The organism is Pseudonocardia sp. MH-G8, from assembly GCF_002262885.1.
In the GTDB taxonomy this organism is placed as follows: domain Bacteria; phylum Actinomycetota; class Actinomycetes; order Mycobacteriales; family Pseudonocardiaceae; genus Pseudonocardia.
This window is the reverse complement of record NZ_NKYF01000017.1, coordinates 28,916-44,947: the sequence shown is the minus strand read 5'-3', so window position 1 is coordinate 44,947 and position 16,032 is coordinate 28,916. Positions and strand designations below refer to the sequence as shown.

Sequence of the window (16,032 nt, the reverse complement as noted above, 5' to 3'; positions counted from 1 at the left end):
GTCGCCCGTCAGAGGACCACCAACTCGCGCGGGCGCGTGTTCAGCCGCTCGCAACCGTCCTCTGTCACCACCACGATGTCCTCGATGCGGGCGCCCCACTCACCGTCGAGGTACACGCCGGGCTCCACGCTGAAGGCCATGCCGGGTTCCAGCGCGAGCGCGTTGCCCGCCACGATGTAGGGCTCCTCGTGCACCTCGAGGCCGATCCCGTGGCCGGTGCGGTGCAGGAACCGCTCCCCCAGCCCGGCCGAGGTGATCGGCTCGCGGGCGGCCGCGTCCACCTGCTCGGCCAGCACACCCGGTCGGACCGTGCGCACCGCGCGGTCCTGCGCGTCCTGCAGCACCGCGTAGTCCTCGCGCACGGCGGCGGAGGGCTCGGCGCCGACGGCGTAGGTCCGCGTGCTGTCGGAGTTGTAGCCGCTCGGCAGCGGACCCCCGATGTCGATCACGACGACGTCGCCCGCCTCGATCACGCGGTCGGACAGGTCGTGGTGCGGGCTCGCGCCGTTCGGGCCGGACCCGACCACCACGAACGCCGCCTCGGTGTGGCCCTCGGCGACGATGGCGGCCTCGATGTCGGCGCCGACCTGCGCCTCGGTGCGGCCCGGCTTGAGGAACTCGCCCATCCGCGCGTGCACGCGGTCGATCGCCGCGCCCGCCGCCCGCAGCTCCGCCACCTCGGCCGCGTCCTTGCGCATCCGCAGCTCGCGCAGCACCGGCCCGGCCAGCACCTGCTCCACCTCGGGGAACGCGGCGCGCAGCGCCAGCACGTGCGCGGCGGGCATGCCGTCGGCCAGGCCGACGCGGGCGGGCCCGCCACCCAGGTCGCTGACCAGCAGGTGGGGATCCTCCTCGTCACGCCACGTGACCACCTCGATACCCAGCTCTTCCAGCGCCAGGCTCGCGAGTCCGGGGGCCTCCAGCCGCGGGACGACGAGGGCAGGCGGGGCTCGGTGGCCCGCAGCGGGCAGTACGAGGCAGGTGAGCCGCTCGTGCGACTCACCGGTGGCGCCGATCAGGTAGCGCAGATCCGGGCCCGGGGTGACGAGCAGCAGGTCGGTGTCCTGTGCCGCCGCCACGTCGCCTGCACGGCGGATGCGGTCGGCGAGCATCGCGGTCGGAACGGCCGGTGTCATGGGTGGGAGGGTATTCCGGCAAGCTGTGCCGCGTGACCCCGCCCGCACAGTCACTGATGCTGCTGGATGCCGCCAGCATGTACTTCCGCGCCTTCTACGGAGTGCCGGAATCGATCACCGCTCCGGACGGCACACCGGTCAACGCGGTGCGCGGTTTCACCGACATGGTCGCCCGGCTGATCACCGACCGGCGGCCGACCCGGCTGGTGGCGTGCCTGGACCTGGACTGGCGGCCGGCCTTCCGGGTGCAGGCGCTGCCGTCGTACAAGGCGCACCGGGTGCCGGGAGAGCCGGAGGTGGCGCCGGCGGGGTTGCCGGAGGAGGTGCCCGACCTGCTCGCCCCGCAGGTCCCGGTGCTGCTCGAGGTGCTCGCGGCGGCCGGGATCGCCACCGGCGGCGCGGAGGGCTACGAGGCCGACGACGTGATCGGCACCCTCGCCGCGGGCGAGCGCACGGATCCGGTGCTCGCGGTGAGCGGCGACCGCGATCTCATGCAGATCGTGCGCGACGAGCCCGTGCCGGTGCGGCTGCTCTACGTCGGTCGCGGGCTGGCGAAGGCCGAGCACCTCGGACCGGTCGAGGTGGCCGCCAAGTACGGCGTCCCCGCAGACCGCGCCGGTACGGCCTACGCCGAGATGGCGATGCTGCGGGGCGACCCCTCCGACGGCCTGCCGGGCGTGCCCGGGATCGGCACGAAGACGGCGGCCACGCTCGTCGGCAGGTTCGGGTCGTGGGACGAGCTGCGCGCCGCAGTGATCGACAAGGCCGACACCCGGCTGAGCCCCCCGGTGCGCGTCAAGCTGGCCGCGGCCGCGCCCTACCTCGCGGTCGTCGAACCGGTGGTGCGGGTTGCCGTGGACGCCGAGGTCCGGCTCGACCGCCCCGACACCCTGCCCGCCGAGCCGGCCGACCTGCCGCGGTTGGCCGCGCTCGGGGAGCGTTGGGGAATCGGGAGCTCGATCGAACGGCTCTGCACCGCAATGGCGAAGAACGCCAGCTGACGCCCGGTCCGCCGGGCCCGGAGATCAGAAGAACGTGCCGCACCAGGGCGACACGGCCGTTCCGAACGCCAGATCCGCCCGGTTCACGGCCTCCGGCTCCGGCGCGGTCCACCAGCCGCTGGCCACGAGCTCGGACGGGCGGCGGTCGCCGAGGTAGGCCATCGCGAGCCCGTCCACGCCGCACTCCAGCTCCGGCCGGACGGGGCCGCCGAGCGGGCCGACGCGTTCCGCAGCCCCGTCCGCGATCCGGTACACGCCGGCGTTCGTCTCCCGCAGCGCGTCGTGCACGGCGAGCAGCACCGGCGCCGCGCCGCCGTAGCCGCGGGCCGCGAGCGCCTCGGGCACGTCCACGATCCGCAGCCACGCCTCGTCGTGCTGCCCGATGACGGCGCAGGCCCGCGGGTCGGCCAGCAGCAGATCCAACGGCTCGTCCAGTGGACGCAGGCGGGCCTGCACGGAACCGATGAGGTCGACGCCCAGCAGGAAGCGCCACAGCGCGGCGGTGCCGGCGATGTCGGCCGCGTGCATGTCGTCGACGTCCAGGCGGCGCTCCGCGAACGCGGCACCGGGCTCGTCGCCCAGGTGCGCCACCGCGAACCCGTCGTCGCCGTCCGGACCGGTGTGCACGACCGCCAGCACGTGTGCGCGGTCGACCTCCAGACGCCTGCCGAGCGCCATACCCCACCACCCGTCGGTGCGCGTGATCCCACCCGGGCGGCGCAGCGCATTGCGCTCGTACACGTCCCGCAGGACCGGGATGATCTCCGCGCGCTCGAGCAGCCGAACCGGGCCACCCCGGGGCGCGTCGGCCCGCACCAGCGCCGGGTCGGCCCGCACGCGGACATCCCGGCCGCGGGTGGCCACGCCGTAGCCGAAACGGCCGTAGATACCGGCCTCCGAGGCCCGCAGCGACGCGAACGCCTCGCCCCGCTCCGCGACGTCCTCGAGCTGTGCCCGCATCATCGCGGTCAGCAGGCCGCGGCGGGTGTGGTCGGCGCGCACCCCCACGCGGGTGACGGCGGCCATGGACAACACCGCGCCGCCGGGCACCACCATCTCGCTCGGGAACGAGGTGGCCGTCGCGACGAGGGTGTCCCCGTCGTGCACCCCCAGCGTGCGCCCCGGGCTGTAGCTGCCCGCGGTGCGCGCCCACGCCGCGTCGTCGGCAGGCGGGTGGTGCAGCGCGGCGCCGAAGAGCGCGTGGGCGCCGCGCAGGTCGTCGGGATCGAGCGGACGGACGTCGATGGTGCTCACACCGCCCGATGCTGCCCGATCATCCGCGCGCGACGGCAGGTGGCCCCGGTGGCGTCAGAGCGGGCGCCCCACCTCGTAGTTGCCCTGGTCGCTCGTGATCGTGACCGGCACGGTCACGTCCTCGCCGTCGACGACCGCCTGGCACTCGAAGGTGGCTCCGGTCTCGACCACCACGCCCTCGGTGCACGTCACGCCCTCGACCTCGAGACCGTAGTCCTGCCCGAGGACCTGCTGGACCCCCTGCTGCACGGCCACGGCGTCGAGGACCTGGGTGTTGAAGAAACCCGGGGAGACGAACCCGAGCACACCGACGAGCACGAGCACGACGACCGCCGCACCGATGCCGATGTACAGCGGCATCCGCCGGGAACCGCCGCTCTGGGGCTCCTGCTGAGGGCCCGGGTGTCCCGCACCCCACTGCTGCGGCGCGTCCGGACGGCCGCCCCACTGGCCGGGCTGGGGCTGGCCGGGCTGCTGCCCCGGCGGGGCCCATCCCTGCTGTCCCGGCCACCCGGGCTGCTGGCCGTAGGGCGCCTGCCCGTAGCCCGGTCCGTGCTGTCCCGGCGCCTGTTGTCCCGGCGCCTGTTGTCCCGGCATCTGCTGTCCCGGCGCCTGCTGTCCTGACCCCGGCTGGCCCTGGCCGTGCTGCTGCCCCGGCTGACCGAACTGGGGCGCGCCGAACTGCCGGGTGGCGTCCTGCGCCTGCCCCTGCTGGCCCTGCCCCTCCTGGCCGAATGCAGGCTGACCGAACTGGTGCGTCGCGTCCTGGCGGCCCTGCGGGGGCTGACCGAACAGCTGCGTGGCGTCCTGCTGGCCCTGCGCCGGCGGCTGGCCGAACAGCTGCGTGGCGTCCTGCTGGCCCTGCGCAGGCGGGTTCTGCTGGCCGAACTGCTGCTGACCGAACGGGGGTGCGCCCTGCTGCCCGAACGGGGGCTGCGCGGGGTGCGCGCCGTGCTGCGGTCCGGGTTGGCCCTGCGGGCCGTACGGGGGCTGGCCGTAAACGGGGGGCTGGCCGTAGGGCCCCGGCCCGGCGTACGGCGGCTGGCCGTGCTGCTGCTGGGCCTGCTGCTGCTGAGGGGTCGGCTGCTGGGCGGTCGGCTGCTGAGCGACGTGCGCCTGCTGGGGCTGGGTGTACTGCACCTGCGACCCGCCGGGGCCGTGCTGCTGGCCTGGCTGCTGCCCGGCCTGCGCAGGCGCACCCGGCGAGAACCCGTTCGCCGCATGCCCGTTCTGGGACGGCTGGCTCTGGGACGGCTGGCTCTGGGACGGACCAGCCTGCGACGGGCCACCCTGCGACGACTGGGGCTGCGCCTGCTGGCTCGCGTAGTGCTCCTGCGGGGACGCGTACGGCGCCGCCCCCTGCTCGCCGGCCCCCCGCGTCTGCGGGGCCGACTGCTGGGCCCCTGGCTGCTGGACCGACTGCTGGGCGCCTGGCTGCTCGCCGGACCGCTGTGGCTCGTCCTGCTGCGCCACGGCGCGGGTGTCGTCGCCGTCCGGTACGTGCTCCGGGTGCCTGTCGACCTGCTGCGGGACGGCGCGGGTGTCGTCCTCGCCCGTCGCCTGCCGGCCGTGCGCCGGGACCGCCATGGTGGGCCCATCGGCAGTGGAACCCGGCCGAGGAGCCTGCTGCTGCGGCGGCTCGGCCGCGGACTCCTCGGATGCCGCAGTGTCGGCGCGCGAGGAGGCCTGCTCCGGTGCCTCCTCGGCCTGCTGAGGGGCGGCCTGATCGGGCCCGGTCTGCTCGCGCTCCGGCCCGGACTGCTCCGGGCCGCGCTGCTCCGACTCGGACTGCGCCGACTCGGACTGCTCCGGGCCGGACTGCTCCGGGGCGGGCTGCTCCGGTTCGGACTGCTGCGGGGCCTCGTCAGGGCGTCCGGCGGCCGGGTTCGGTTGCTGCGCCGCCATCAGGCTGGGCAGGTCACCGGTCTCCGTGCCGTTCCACGCCTGGTGCGGAACGGCGCGGGTCTCCTCCCCGTTCCACCCCTGCGGGCCTTCCTGCGGGCCTGCCCACCCGGCCGGCGGCTGCCGGGCCCACGTGGGCTGCTCTGCGGGCTGCTGCGGGGCGCCGTGCGGCGCCTGCGGTCCCTGGGGCGTACTCATCGCGGCCCTTCCCCCTCAAGACATGCGGTCACGGGATCAAAGCACAAGCCGCCGAGCGTGTGATAGCCGGTGCGGTGTGCCGGGCTCAGGCGGTACCGACGGCGACGACACCCCGCCGGATCGAAGTGATCGCCGCGGCCGCCGCGCGCCCGACGCCGCTACCGCGGCCCGCGACGGCGGTGACCTGGTCGAGCAGGTCGAGCACCTGGCGGCACCAACGGACGAAGTCGCCCGCGGAGAGCTCCGCACCGTTCTGCTCGGCGGCGGTGAGCACGGCCGAGAGCGATTCCCCCCGCGCCCAGCGGTGCATCGGCCAGGCGAACCCGAGGTCGGGCTCGCGGGTGCGGTCGACGCGGTGCCGGCGTTCGTCGCTCTCGAGGTCGGCCCAGAGGCGCACCGTGGTGGCGAGCGCGTCGGAGACCGCGCCGGAGGGCACCCGGGGCATCGGACCGTGGTCGCGTCGCGACTCGTAGACCAGCGCCGACACCACTGCGGCCAGCTCCGCGGGCTCCAGCGCGTCCCATGCGCCGTGCCGCAGGCATTCGGCGGCGAGCAGGTCGGACTCCCCCCACAGCCGCGCGAGGCGTTCGCCGTGCTCGGTGACCTGCTCGCCGTCGAGGTAGCCGCGCTCGGCGAGCAGCGCGCGGATGCGGTCGAAGGCGCGGGCGAGCGAGTGCGTGGTGGCGCGCACCTTCTGCCGCAGCTGCTCGGTGTCGCGTTCCAGTCGGGCATGCCGGTCGGCCCAGCGGGCGTGGGCCTCGCGGTCGTCACACCCGTGGCACGGATGCGCGCGCAGCGCGCGGCGCAACGTCGCGAGCTCGGGATCGTCGACGTTCCCGCCGCGCCCGCGTCTGCGCTGGGCGGGCGGAGCCACGATGCCGGTGCTGCGCAGCGATGAGGCGAGGTCGCGGCGCACGCGGGGGGCGCGGTGGTCCACCCGCTTGGGCAGGCGCATGCGGCCCAGCGGTTCGACGGGGCCCGGGAAATCGGCGGCCGAGAGGCGCCCGGCCCAGCGGTCCTCGCTCAGCACGAGCGGGCGGGGTTCCCCGCCGGGGTCGATGCCGGGGTCGAGCACCACGGCGAGCCCGGCGCGCCGGCCCGCGGGCACGGCGATCACGTCACCGGGGCGCAGGGCCCGCAGCGAGTCGGCGGCGGCCTCCCGGCGCTCGGTCACCCCACGGCGCGACAGCGCCTTCTCGCGCTCGTTGACGCCTCGGCGCAGGGCGGCGTACTCGGCGAAGTCGCCGAGGTGGCATTCCATCGACCGCGCGTAGCCGTCCAGCGCTTCGACGTTGCGCTCGATCCGCCGGGCCAGCCCCACCACCGACCGATCGGCCTGGAACTGCCCGAACGACAGCTCCAGCAGCTCGCGCGCGTCCTCGGTGCCGAGGCGTCCGACCAGGTTCACGGCCATGTTGTAGCCGGGCCGGAAGGAGCTGCGCAGCGGGTAGGTGCGGGTGGAGGCCAGGCCCGCGACCTGCTCCGGGTCCACGCCCGGCTGCCAGACGACGACCGCGTGACCCTCGACGTCGATGCCCCGGCGGCCGGCGCGGCCGGTCAGCTGCGTGTACTCACCGGGTGTGAGCTCGGCGTGGGCCTCGCCGTTGTACTTGACCAGCCGCTCGAGCACGACGGTGCGCGCGGGCATGTTGATGCCCAGCGCGAGCGTCTCCGTGGCGAAAACCGCCCGGACGAGGCCGCGGACGAACAGCTCCTCGACCGTCTCCTTGAACGCCGGGAGCATGCCGGCGTGGTGTGCCGCGATACCGCGTTCCAGCGCCTCGAGCCACTCCCAGTAGCCCAGGACGGCGAGGTCGGCCTGCGGGAGGTCGGTGGTGCGCCGCTCGACGGTTCGGCGGATCTCGGCGGCCTCGTCCTCGGTCGTCAGCCGCAGCCCGGACCGCACGCACTGCCCGACGGCGGCGTCGCAGCCGGCCCGGCTGAACACGAAGGTGATCGCCGGGAGCAGGCCGTCCCGGTCGAGCCGGTCGATCACGGTGGTGCGCGACGGCGGGCGGAACCCCGTGCGGCGCGGCGGTCCCGTGCGACCCCGCCCGCGCCCGCCGCGGTCCCAGTGGGTGATCGCGCTCTGCCGTTCGAGCTCGCGAGCGTGCCGCACGAGGTCGGGATCGACCTGCAGCCCGCCCTCGGCGTCCTCGCCGGCGAACAGGTCGAGCAGCCGGTTGCCCAGCATCACGTGCTGCCACAGCGGCACCGGGCGGTGCTCGTCGACGACGACGGTGGTGTCGCCGCGCACGGTGACCAGCCAGTCGCCGAACTCCTCGGCGTTGCTCACCGTGGCCGACAGGCTCACCAGCGAGACGTGCTCGGGCAGCTGGAGGATGACCTCCTCCCACACCGCACCGCGGAAGCGGTCGGCGAGGTAGTGCACCTCGTCCATGACGACATAGCCGAGGTGCTCCAGCTGCCGTGACGAGGCGTAGATCATGTTGCGCAGCACCTCGGTGGTCATCACGACCACCTGGGCGTCGCCGTTGATCGCGCTGTCGCCGGTGAGCAGCCCTACCGCGGACGCGCCGTGGCGTTCCACGAGGTCGGCGTACTTCTGGTTGGACAACGCCTTGATCGGCGTCGTGTAGAAGCACTTCTGCCCCTGCGCGAGCGCGAGGTGCACGGCGAACTCGCCCACCACGGTCTTCCCCGCGCCGGTGGGGGCGCAGACGAGCACGCCGTGCCCGTCCTCGAGGGCGGAGCAGGCGCTGTGCTGGAACCCGTCGAGCTCGAACGGGAGCGTCTGCGCGAACTCGGTGAGCCGGGGTCGTGCGGCGCGGCTCCGGGCGGCGGCGTAAGCATCCGCGGGAGCAGGCTGGCTGCTGGCCACACCCCCAGGCTTCCACATGTCCGTCTCGTGGACCCGGACCACCCGCTCACAGCGGTGCCACGATCACCGACATGCCCGTCACCCTCCCCGACACCGCACCCGTGTTCGTCGAGCTCGCGCACCGCATCGTGTGGGCGAGCGCGGCGACCGTCGACGCCCAGGGCCGACCGTGGACGCGCGTCCTGCACCCGGTCTGGGAGTGGGACGGCGAACGGCTCACCGGCTGGGTCGCCACCAGCCCGACCACCACGAAGCGGGCCCACCTGGCTGCACACCCGTACGTCTCGGTGACCTACTGGCACCCGTCCCAGGACACGGCCTCGGCCCACTGCCGCGCGTCCCTGCACACCGACGACGCCACCCGCACCTGGCTCTGGGAGCGCTTCGCCACCACGCCGGAACCGCTCGGCTACGACCCGTCGATCATCGGGTGGGAGGGCCCGACGTCCCCCGCCTTCGCCGCGCTGCGCCTGGAGCCGCGGCGGCTGCGCGTCCAGCCGGCCGCGGTGCTGCTGGAGGGCAAGGGCGAGCTGGTCCGGGAGTGGCGCGAGACGCCCTGACACGCCGGGGCCCGCGGGCGGGCGGGCCGGTGATCGGTGCGAGAAGCACACCACCGCGCCCGGCGCAGCCCTCTTGTACGCCTCGCTGCGATCGCCACGCTCGGCGAGCGCGCCGGCCACGCACGGCGGTCCGACGATGAGCGGCCATGATCGGCAAGTCGGCGCGAAAGCGGGCGGATTCGACCCGCGAACGCGCCGACTTGCCGATCATGGGGTCCGGGAACCGGCTCCGCAGTGAAGGTGGGCGTCAGGTGACGTCGTCGAGGCGCCGGTTCTCGCTGGAAGCCGGTGTGGGATCGAGGACGCTCGGAGCCGTGTCGACAGGGCTGGGGCTGGTGTCGATGGCGCTCGGGGCGGTGTCGATCGGGCTCGGAGCGTCGGGATCCCAGTCGTCCCAGCCCTCGGCGGCCCGCCGGCGAGCGCGGCGACGGTCGTTCATCCGGGTGATCTGGATGGCGAGCTCGAACAGCACCACCAGCGCGATGGCCAGCGCGATCATCGAGATCGGGTCCTGGCCCGGCGTGGCGATCGCGGCGAACGCGAACAGGCCGAAGGTCAGCCCGCGCCGCCAGGCCTTCAGCTGGGCGTAGCTGATCACGCCGGCGACGTTGAGCATCACGACGAGCAGCGGCAGCTCGAAGCTCACACCGAAGATCAGCAGGAGCGCGATGACGAACGAGAAGTACTGGTCGCCCGACAGCGCGGTGGTCTGGATCTCCGAACCGATCGTCAGCAGGAAGCCCAGACCCTGGGTGATCACCGCGTACGCGAGGACGGCACCGGACACGAACAGCACCGACGCCACCGACACGAACGACAGCGCGTAGCGCTTCTCCTTCGCGTGCAGGCCCGGCACGATGAACGCCCAGAGCTGGTAGAGCCACACCGGGCACGCCATCACGACACCCGCCGTGGCGGCGACCTTGAGGCGCAGCGCGAACTGGTCGAACGGGCCGGTGCCGAGCAGGGTGCAACTGCCATCTGCCGTGAACACGGCACGGGACGCCGGAGGCAATGCGCAGTACGGGCCCTTGAGCAGCTCACCCAGGCTGGGCATCCCGAAGAACGCCACGGCGAACCAGATGTACCCGAACACCGTGGTGATCACGATCGCGACGAGCGCGACCGTCAGGCGGTTGCGGAGCTCGTACAGGTGCTCGACGAGGGACATCGTGCCGTCGGGGCTTGTGGGCCGCCTGTCCGCACGGCGGAGCGGAAATCGAGCCACCGCGGGTGCTACTGGACGGAGCTGCCCGAACCCGGCTGGGAGGCGCGGGCCGGATCGGCCGCCTTCTCCTGGGCCGGGGCCTCGGCGCGCGGCTTGACCTCAGGCAGCGCCTGCGGAGCGGACGCTGCGGAGGAATCGGCCGTCTGGTCGTCCGACTTCGCGGCCTCGTCGCTCTTCATGCCCTTCATCTCGCCCTTGAAGACGCGGGCGGACTGACCGATGGAACGGGCCATGTCGGGGAGCCTCTTCGCGCCGAACAGGAGCACCAGGACCCCGACAAGGATCACCAGCTCCCAGCCACCGGGTATCGGCATGTTCTCGTCCTTCCGCCGCCGTCTGTCGTCGAGCGCAGTCTACGCGGACGGGGTAGCGAGGGAATGGGCGCGGACCGCATCCGCCGTCCGCTCGCGCTCACCAGCCCCGGATCGCCGTGCGCTGCGCAACGCACGCAGGCCCGCGGCACCGTCTTCCACCCGCTCTTGCAGGGCGTTGCGCGCGCGGACGAACCGCGCGATCGGCCGCTGCACGATGACGACGAGCGCTACGAGCAGCACCACACCCACACCCGCCACGACCAGCGATGGCAACACCCGGCGCACCTCCACCTTCTCGTCCGCCTGCACCTCCCGGCGACCCGGGACCCCGCGGTCGCCCACACGGCGCAGGCCGTGCTCCACGAAGCGTGACACAACCCCGTTCGCGACGACGGGCGAGTCCGAATCCTCGTAGGACCCTCACCCCTCGGCGGACTCCAGCGCCTCGCGTGCCCTGCGTGCGACGGCCTCCACCAGCTCCGGAGGGTCCTGCAGCCGCGCCCCGCCACCCAGGCCGAGCACGAGCCGCACCAGCCAGGCCGGGTCGGCGTAGCGCAGCCGTACCTGCACGCGCTCGTCGCCCAGCTCCACGACCTCGTCGACCGGGTAGTACTCGGCCACCCAGCGCGCCTCCCGCTCCAGCAGCAGCACCGCCGACCGGTGCTCGGCACTGGGCCGGAACAGCCCCTCGGACACGTCGGTGGGCTCCGCGTCGGGCGGTGGCGCGGCGGGCTCGTCGAGCACGGCGACGTCCTCGACGCGGTCCAGCCGGAACAGCCGGACGGCCCCGGCGCGCCGGCACCAGGCCTCCAGGTAGCCGCGGCCGTCGACGATCAGCAGCCGCATCGGGTCGATCGTGCGCTGCGAGACCGCGTCCCGTCCGGCGGTGTAGTAGACGATGCGCAGTGCACGGCCCGCCGAGAGGGCCTCGCGCACCGCGGCGGTGGCGTCGGCCTCCTCCCGGGTGGGCGCATCCATCGCGACGCCCGCGAGCCCCGCGTCCCCGACGGCCTGCTCGACCTTGGCCGCCGCCCGCCGCACCGCCGCCGTGTCGGCCACGCCGGGCACGTCCGAGAGCGTGCGCAGCGCCATCAGCAACGCGGTGGCCTCGGCCGTGGTGAGCTGCAGCGGCCGGCGCATACCGGCGTCGTGGGTGACCGTGACCGTGTCCCCGGAGAACGACAGGTCGACCAGGTCGCCGGGGCCGTAGCCGGGCAGGCCGCACATCCACAACAACTCGAGGTCGCGGCGCAACTGCCGCTCGGAGATGCCGAAGTCGGCGGCCGCCTCGGCCACCGGGATGCCCGGCCGCGCGAGCAGGTAGGGCACCAGCGACAGCAGCCGCGGGAGCCGCTCGGTGACCCCACCCGTGCTCATGTGCGCGCCAGCGGTTCGGTGTGGGCCGCCGCGGAGGCCGCCCAGTTCGCCCGCACGGCCTCGGCCAGGCGCGGCGGCCCGAGCACCGCCACGTCCGGACCGTGGCCCGCGACCCAGCGGGCGAGCGTCTCCGGAGCGGCGCGCAGCTCCATCTCGACCTCGTCGCCGTCGCGCCCGGCGTGGGTGCCCCTGCCGACCACGCGGCCGAGGCGGCGCAGGCCGTGCGCGCGCCCGTCGGCGATCCAGATGCGCGCGGTGTCGGTGGTGGCCGGCGGTTCGACGCCGCGCCGGACCATCCCCATGAGGTCGGTGCCCTCCGGCACCCGCACGGCGCCCGCCGGCCCGATGGGCGTGACGGGTTGCATGATCCGCGAGACCCGGAACGAGCGGGGCGCGGTGCGGTCGCGGTCGTACCCGGCCAGGTACCAGCGCCCGCGCCAGGACACCACACCCCACGGCTCGACGGTGCGCCGCTGCACGGGGCCGCCGACGCCACCGCGCTGGTGGTCGAACGTGACGGCCCGGCCGGCGCGCACCGCCGCGAGCAGCGGGGCGAACGCGGGGTCGGCGGCACGCACACGGGGCTGGACCCGGCCCTGCTCCTCGTCGACCTCGACGCCCGCGGCGCGCAGCTTCACCAGCGCGCCGTGGGCGGGCGCGGCGAGCTCCGGGGAGTCCCAGAGCCGGGCCGCCAGCGCCACGGCCGCGGCCTCGTCCGGTTCGAGGTCGATCTCGCCGAGCTCGTAGTCCTGGCGCGCGATCCGGTAGCCGTCGACGGTGTCGAAGCTGGAGCGCCGCCCGGTCTCCAACGGCACGCCGAGCTCGCGCAGCTCGGCCTTGTCACGTTCGAACATCCGGAAGAACGCCTCGTCGCCGCGCGCGTCGGCGTAGCCGGGCACGATCTGCCGGATCCGGTCGGCCGTCAGGAACTGGCGCGTGGACAACAGGCAGAGCACCAGGTTCACCAGCCGCTCGGCCCGGGCAGACGACACCCTGGAATCGTACGACCGCGGCCGGGCGCGCCGTGGCCGACCGGCGCAAACGCGCCCTCGTGGGTGGAAACGAGTGCTGAAGCACCCGTATTCACTCACGGCCTACAGGGAGGCGATCAGGCGCTCCACCCGCTCGTCGACGGCCCGGAACGGGTCCTTGCACAGCACGGTGCGCTGGGCCTGGTCGTTGAGCTTGAGGTGCACCCAGTCGACGGTGAAGTCGCGGCCGGCGGCCTGGGCGGCGGCGATGAAGTCACCGCGCAGCTTGGCGCGGGTGGTCTGCGGCGGGGTGTCCTTGGCCGCCTCGATCTCCCCGTCGTCGGTGACCCGGTCGACCATGCCCTTGCGCTGCAGCAGGTCGAACAGGCCCCGGCCGCGGCGGATGTCGTGGTAGGCCAGGTCGAGCTGGGCCACCCGGGGGCTGGCCAGGTCGAGGTTGTTGCGCTCCCGGTACCGCTCGACGAGCCGGTGCTTGATCGCCCAGTCCACCTCGCGGTCGATCAGCGACAGGTTCTGGGTCTCGACGGCGTCCAGCGCACGGCCCCACAGCTCGAGCACCCGCGCCATCGTGGGGTCGGCGCTGCCGCGGGCGGCGACGTGCTCGACGGCCTTCGCGTGGTACTCGCGCTGGATGTCCAGCGCGCTGGCCTCGCGCCCGCCCGCGAGGCGGACGGTGCGGCGGCCGGTCAGGTCGTGGCTGATCTCGCGGATGGCGCGGATCGGGTTGTCGAGGGTGAAGTCGCGGAACTGCACCCCGGCCTCGATCATCTCCAGCACCAGGTGGGCCGAGCCGATCTTGAGCAGCGTGGTGACCTCGGACATGTTCGAGTCGCCGACGATGACGTGCAGGCGGCGGTAGCGCTCGGCGTCGGCGTGCGGCTCGTCGCGGGTGTTGATGATCGGACGCGACCGGGTGGTGGCGCTGGAGACGCCCTCCCAGATGTGCTCGGCGCGCTGGGACAGGCAGTACACGGCGCCGCGCGGGGTCTGAAGCACCTTGCCCGCGCCGCAGATCAGCTGCCGGGTGACGAGGAAGGGCAGCAGCACGTCGGCGATCCGGGAGAACTCACCTGCCCGGGCGACCAGGTAGTTCTCGTGGCAGCCGTAGGAGTTGCCCGCGGAGTCGGTGTTGTTCTTGAACAGGTAGATGTCGCCGCCGATGCCCTCGTCGACCAGGCGGCGCTCGGCGTCGACGAGCAGGTCCTCGAGGATCCGCTCCCCCGCCTTGTCGTGGGCGACGAGCTGGGCCAGCGAGTCGCACTCGGCGGTGGCGTACTCGGGATGGCTGCCGACGTCCAGGTAGAGCCGGGCGCCGTTGCGCAGGAAGACGTTCGACGAGCGTCCCCACGACACCACCCTGCGGAACAGGTAGCGCGCCACCTCGTCGGGCGAGAGGCGCCGCTGTCCGTGGAAGGTGCACGTGACCCCGAACTCGGTCTCGACACCGTAGATCCGCCGCTGCATCCCGCCAGCGTAAGCGGAGAGAGCCCACTCGCGTCACGCCTGTGACGACGCGACTTCGGCGCGTCGCCGCGGAATCCGCGACGGAACGGCTCGTGCGCCCGAACGAGCGGCACTTTCGTCGGCTAGGAAGCAACGAGGGTGCCGTTCGTTGCGCCGGGGCCCGGCCACCGTGCGGGCGGCGCGGAGCGTCCTGCGTAGGGTCGCGGGGTGCTCTCGTGGATCCGGCGCCGTACCGACCAGGTGAACGACGCCGACCGCGCGGTGTCGCGCGCGATCTCGGCGCTGCCGCCGAGCCCGCTCGACACCGCCATGAAGATCGTCTCGACGACCGCGAACCACAGCCTGCTGTGGTTCGCCGTGGCCGCGGTGCTCGGCGCCCGCCGGGGCGCGGGCCGCAAGGGGGCGGCGCGAGGCGTGCTCGCGATCGCCGCGGCGAGCGCCACGGCGAACGGCCTGCTGAAGCCGGTGCTGCCGCGCCGGCGGCCGGCCGCGTCGGAGCTGCCCGCCTACCAGACGCTGGCAAACCCGCCGACGTCGTCGTCGTTCCCCTCGGGGCATGCGGCCTCCGCGGCGGCCTTCGCCACGGCCGTCGCGTTGGAGAGCCCCAAGCTGGGCCTCGCGGTCGCCCCGCTCGCCGCGTCCGTGGCCTACTCGCGCGTGCACGTCGGGGTGCACTGGGGTTCCGACGTGCTGGCCGGCGCCGCGCTCGGCACCGGGATCGCGCTGGCCACCCACCGGTGGTGGCCGGTGCGGCGCACCGACGAGGCGCGTGCCCGGCCCCTGGACACCGTTCCGGAGCTGCCCCGCGGGAAGGGCCTGGTGCTGCTGTCCAACCAGCGTTCCGGCGATCCCGACTACGACCCGGCCACCCACCTGCAGGCCGCGCTGCCCGACGCCGTCGTGGTCCGTTCCGTGCCCGACCGGGACCTCGACGAGCAGCTCGACGCCGCCGTCGCCGAGCGCGAGGGCTGGGTGCTCGCCATCGGCGTGGCCGGTGGTGACGGCTCGGCCGCCGCGGCCGCCGCTGTGGCCGGGCGTCGCAACCTGCCCCTCGTGGTCGTGCCCACCGGCACCTTGAACCACTTCGCCCGCGACGTCGGCGTCTACGACATGCAGGAAGCCGTGGACGCCACCGGGGCGGGCGAGGCGGTCGCCGTCGACCTGGGCCTCATCGACGTGCACCCGGGTCACGGGGCGGACCCGCACACCGCCGACGTCATGCGCACGCGGTGCTTCCTCAACACCGCGAGCATCGGGTCCTACCCGGAGCTCGTGCGGCTGCGCGAGAAGTGGCAGCCGCGCTGGGGCAAGTGGCCCGCGTTCGCCGCCGCCCTGGTCGTGGTGCTGCGCCGCTCCGAGCCGGTGCAGATCAAGGTCGACGGCCGGTGGCTCGAGGTGTGGTTCCTCTTCGTGGGCAACGGCCCCTACCACCCCCGCGGGATGGTGCCGGCCTGGCGCCCGTCGCTGGACTCCGGGCTGCTGGACGTGCGGTGGCTGCGCGCCGACATCCGCTTCTCCCGGCTGCGGGCGGTGCTCGCCCTCGTGCTCGCCGCCCTCGGGCACAGCCGCGTCTACCACCAGCGCGAGGCGGGTGTGCTGGACGTGGAGCTGGCCGTTCCCGGGATGCTCGCCACCGACGGCGAGGTCATCGAGAAGGCCGGCCGCTTCACGTTCCGGGTGGCGGAACGACCGATCCCCGTCTACCGGCGCAACGAGGACAACTGGAGCGGCCGGAACCGGCCGTTCCTCGGTTGACCCGGCCTC

General features: G+C 74.1%; 13 protein-coding genes. 3 read left to right on the top strand and 10 right to left on the bottom strand.

Annotated features, from left to right (window positions below):
- Positions 1–8: 8 nt before the first annotated feature.
- Positions 9–1,136 (bottom strand): Xaa-Pro peptidase family protein, encoded by a 1,128-nt coding sequence (locus tag CFP66_RS29885; protein WP_094928560.1) that lies wholly within the window; start codon positions 1,134–1,136, stop codon positions 9–11.
- Positions 1,137–1,192: 56 nt separating this feature from the next.
- On the opposite strand from CFP66_RS29885, the gene CFP66_RS29880 reads away from it, so the two are divergent.
- Positions 1,193–2,137, top strand: a complete 945-nt coding sequence (locus CFP66_RS29880) for a 5'-3' exonuclease H3TH domain-containing protein (RefSeq protein ID WP_094928559.1) — start codon at positions 1,193–1,195, stop codon at positions 2,135–2,137.
- Between the two features lie 24 nt (positions 2,138–2,161).
- Here CFP66_RS29880 and CFP66_RS29875 read toward each other — a convergent pair whose 3' ends face one another.
- From CFP66_RS29875 to CFP66_RS29865, 3 genes are all read right to left on the bottom strand, one after another.
- The gene (locus CFP66_RS29875) at positions 2,162–3,391 is read right to left on the bottom strand and encodes a GNAT family N-acetyltransferase (RefSeq protein WP_094928558.1); all 1,230 of its coding nucleotides are present in this window, start codon (positions 3,389–3,391) and stop codon (positions 2,162–2,164) included.
- A 54-nt stretch (positions 3,392–3,445) separates the two neighbouring features.
- Entirely contained in the window at positions 3,446–5,491 is a 2,046-nt protein-coding gene (locus tag CFP66_RS29870) for a DUF4333 domain-containing protein (RefSeq protein WP_233159816.1), read from the bottom strand.
- Positions 5,492–5,576: 85 nt separating this feature from the next.
- Positions 5,577–8,351 (bottom strand): RNA helicase, encoded by a 2,775-nt coding sequence (locus tag CFP66_RS29865; RefSeq protein WP_094928557.1) that lies wholly within the window; start codon positions 8,349–8,351, stop codon positions 5,577–5,579.
- 53 nt (positions 8,352–8,404) lie between these two features.
- Between CFP66_RS29865 and CFP66_RS29860 the strand changes: the two genes are divergently transcribed.
- Positions 8,405–8,893, top strand: coding sequence for a pyridoxamine 5'-phosphate oxidase family protein (locus tag CFP66_RS29860; RefSeq protein WP_094928556.1), 489 nt, complete (start codon positions 8,405–8,407; stop codon positions 8,891–8,893).
- 247 nt (positions 8,894–9,140) lie between these two features.
- On the opposite strand, the gene tatC is transcribed toward CFP66_RS29860, so the two are convergent.
- The 6 genes from tatC to pafA form a co-directional block, all read right to left on the bottom strand.
- Positions 9,141–10,064: a twin-arginine translocase subunit TatC gene (gene tatC, locus CFP66_RS29855; protein WP_094928555.1), complete on the bottom strand. Its 924-nt coding sequence runs from the start codon at positions 10,062–10,064 to the stop codon at positions 9,141–9,143.
- Between the two features lie 65 nt (positions 10,065–10,129).
- On the bottom strand, positions 10,130–10,435 hold the full coding sequence (tatA, locus tag CFP66_RS29850) for a Sec-independent protein translocase subunit TatA (RefSeq protein ID WP_094928554.1): 306 nt from the start codon (positions 10,433–10,435) through the stop codon (positions 10,130–10,132).
- Between the two features lie 39 nt (positions 10,436–10,474).
- The gene (locus CFP66_RS47400; RefSeq protein WP_143517420.1) at positions 10,475–10,744 is read right to left on the bottom strand and encodes a hypothetical protein; all 270 of its coding nucleotides are present in this window, start codon (positions 10,742–10,744) and stop codon (positions 10,475–10,477) included.
- A 111-nt stretch (positions 10,745–10,855) separates the two neighbouring features.
- Positions 10,856–11,812, bottom strand: a complete 957-nt coding sequence (locus tag CFP66_RS29840; protein WP_094928552.1) for a YafY family protein — start codon at positions 11,810–11,812, stop codon at positions 10,856–10,858.
- The gene (locus tag CFP66_RS29835) at positions 11,809–12,804 is read right to left on the bottom strand and encodes a YafY family protein (protein ID WP_094928551.1); all 996 of its coding nucleotides are present in this window, start codon (positions 12,802–12,804) and stop codon (positions 11,809–11,811) included. The genes CFP66_RS29840 and CFP66_RS29835 overlap by 4 nt, the downstream gene beginning before the upstream one ends.
- Before the next feature lie 102 nt (positions 12,805–12,906).
- Positions 12,907–14,268 carry a Pup--protein ligase gene (gene pafA, locus CFP66_RS29830; RefSeq protein ID WP_094928550.1) on the bottom strand — a complete coding sequence of 454 codons (1,362 nt, stop codon included), beginning with the start codon at positions 14,266–14,268 and terminating at the stop codon, positions 12,907–12,909.
- 207 nt (positions 14,269–14,475) lie between these two features.
- Between pafA and CFP66_RS29825 the strand changes: the two genes are divergently transcribed.
- A complete protein-coding gene (locus tag CFP66_RS29825; protein ID WP_233159814.1) occupies positions 14,476–16,023 on the top strand; it encodes a bifunctional phosphatase PAP2/diacylglycerol kinase family protein in 1,548 nt (515 codons plus the stop codon).
- Positions 16,024–16,032: the final 9 nt, after the last annotated feature.

Excerpts from the sequence above, each read along its gene's own strand:
- CFP66_RS29885 (WP_094928560.1), bottom strand. The coding sequence starts at position 1,136 with ATGACACCGGCCGTTCCGACCGCGATGCTCGCCGACCGCATCCGCCGT.
- CFP66_RS29880 (WP_094928559.1), top strand. The coding sequence starts at position 1,193 with ATGCTGCTGGATGCCGCCAGCATGTACTTCCGCGCCTTCTACGGAGTG.
- CFP66_RS29870 (WP_233159816.1), bottom strand. The coding sequence starts at position 5,491 with ATGAGTACGCCCCAGGGACCGCAGGCGCCGCACGGCGCCCCGCAGCAG.
- CFP66_RS29865 (WP_094928557.1), bottom strand. The coding sequence starts at position 8,351 with ATGTGGAAGCCTGGGGGTGTGGCCAGCAGCCAGCCTGCTCCCGCGGAT.
- CFP66_RS29860 (WP_094928556.1), top strand. The coding sequence starts at position 8,405 with ATGCCCGTCACCCTCCCCGACACCGCACCCGTGTTCGTCGAGCTCGCG.
- tatC (WP_094928555.1), bottom strand. The coding sequence starts at position 10,064 with ATGTCCCTCGTCGAGCACCTGTACGAGCTCCGCAACCGCCTGACGGTC.
- tatA (WP_094928554.1), bottom strand. The coding sequence starts at position 10,435 with ATGCCGATACCCGGTGGCTGGGAGCTGGTGATCCTTGTCGGGGTCCTG.
- CFP66_RS29840 (WP_094928552.1), bottom strand. The coding sequence starts at position 11,812 with ATGAGCACGGGTGGGGTCACCGAGCGGCTCCCGCGGCTGCTGTCGCTG.
- pafA (WP_094928550.1), bottom strand. The coding sequence starts at position 14,268 with ATGCAGCGGCGGATCTACGGTGTCGAGACCGAGTTCGGGGTCACGTGC.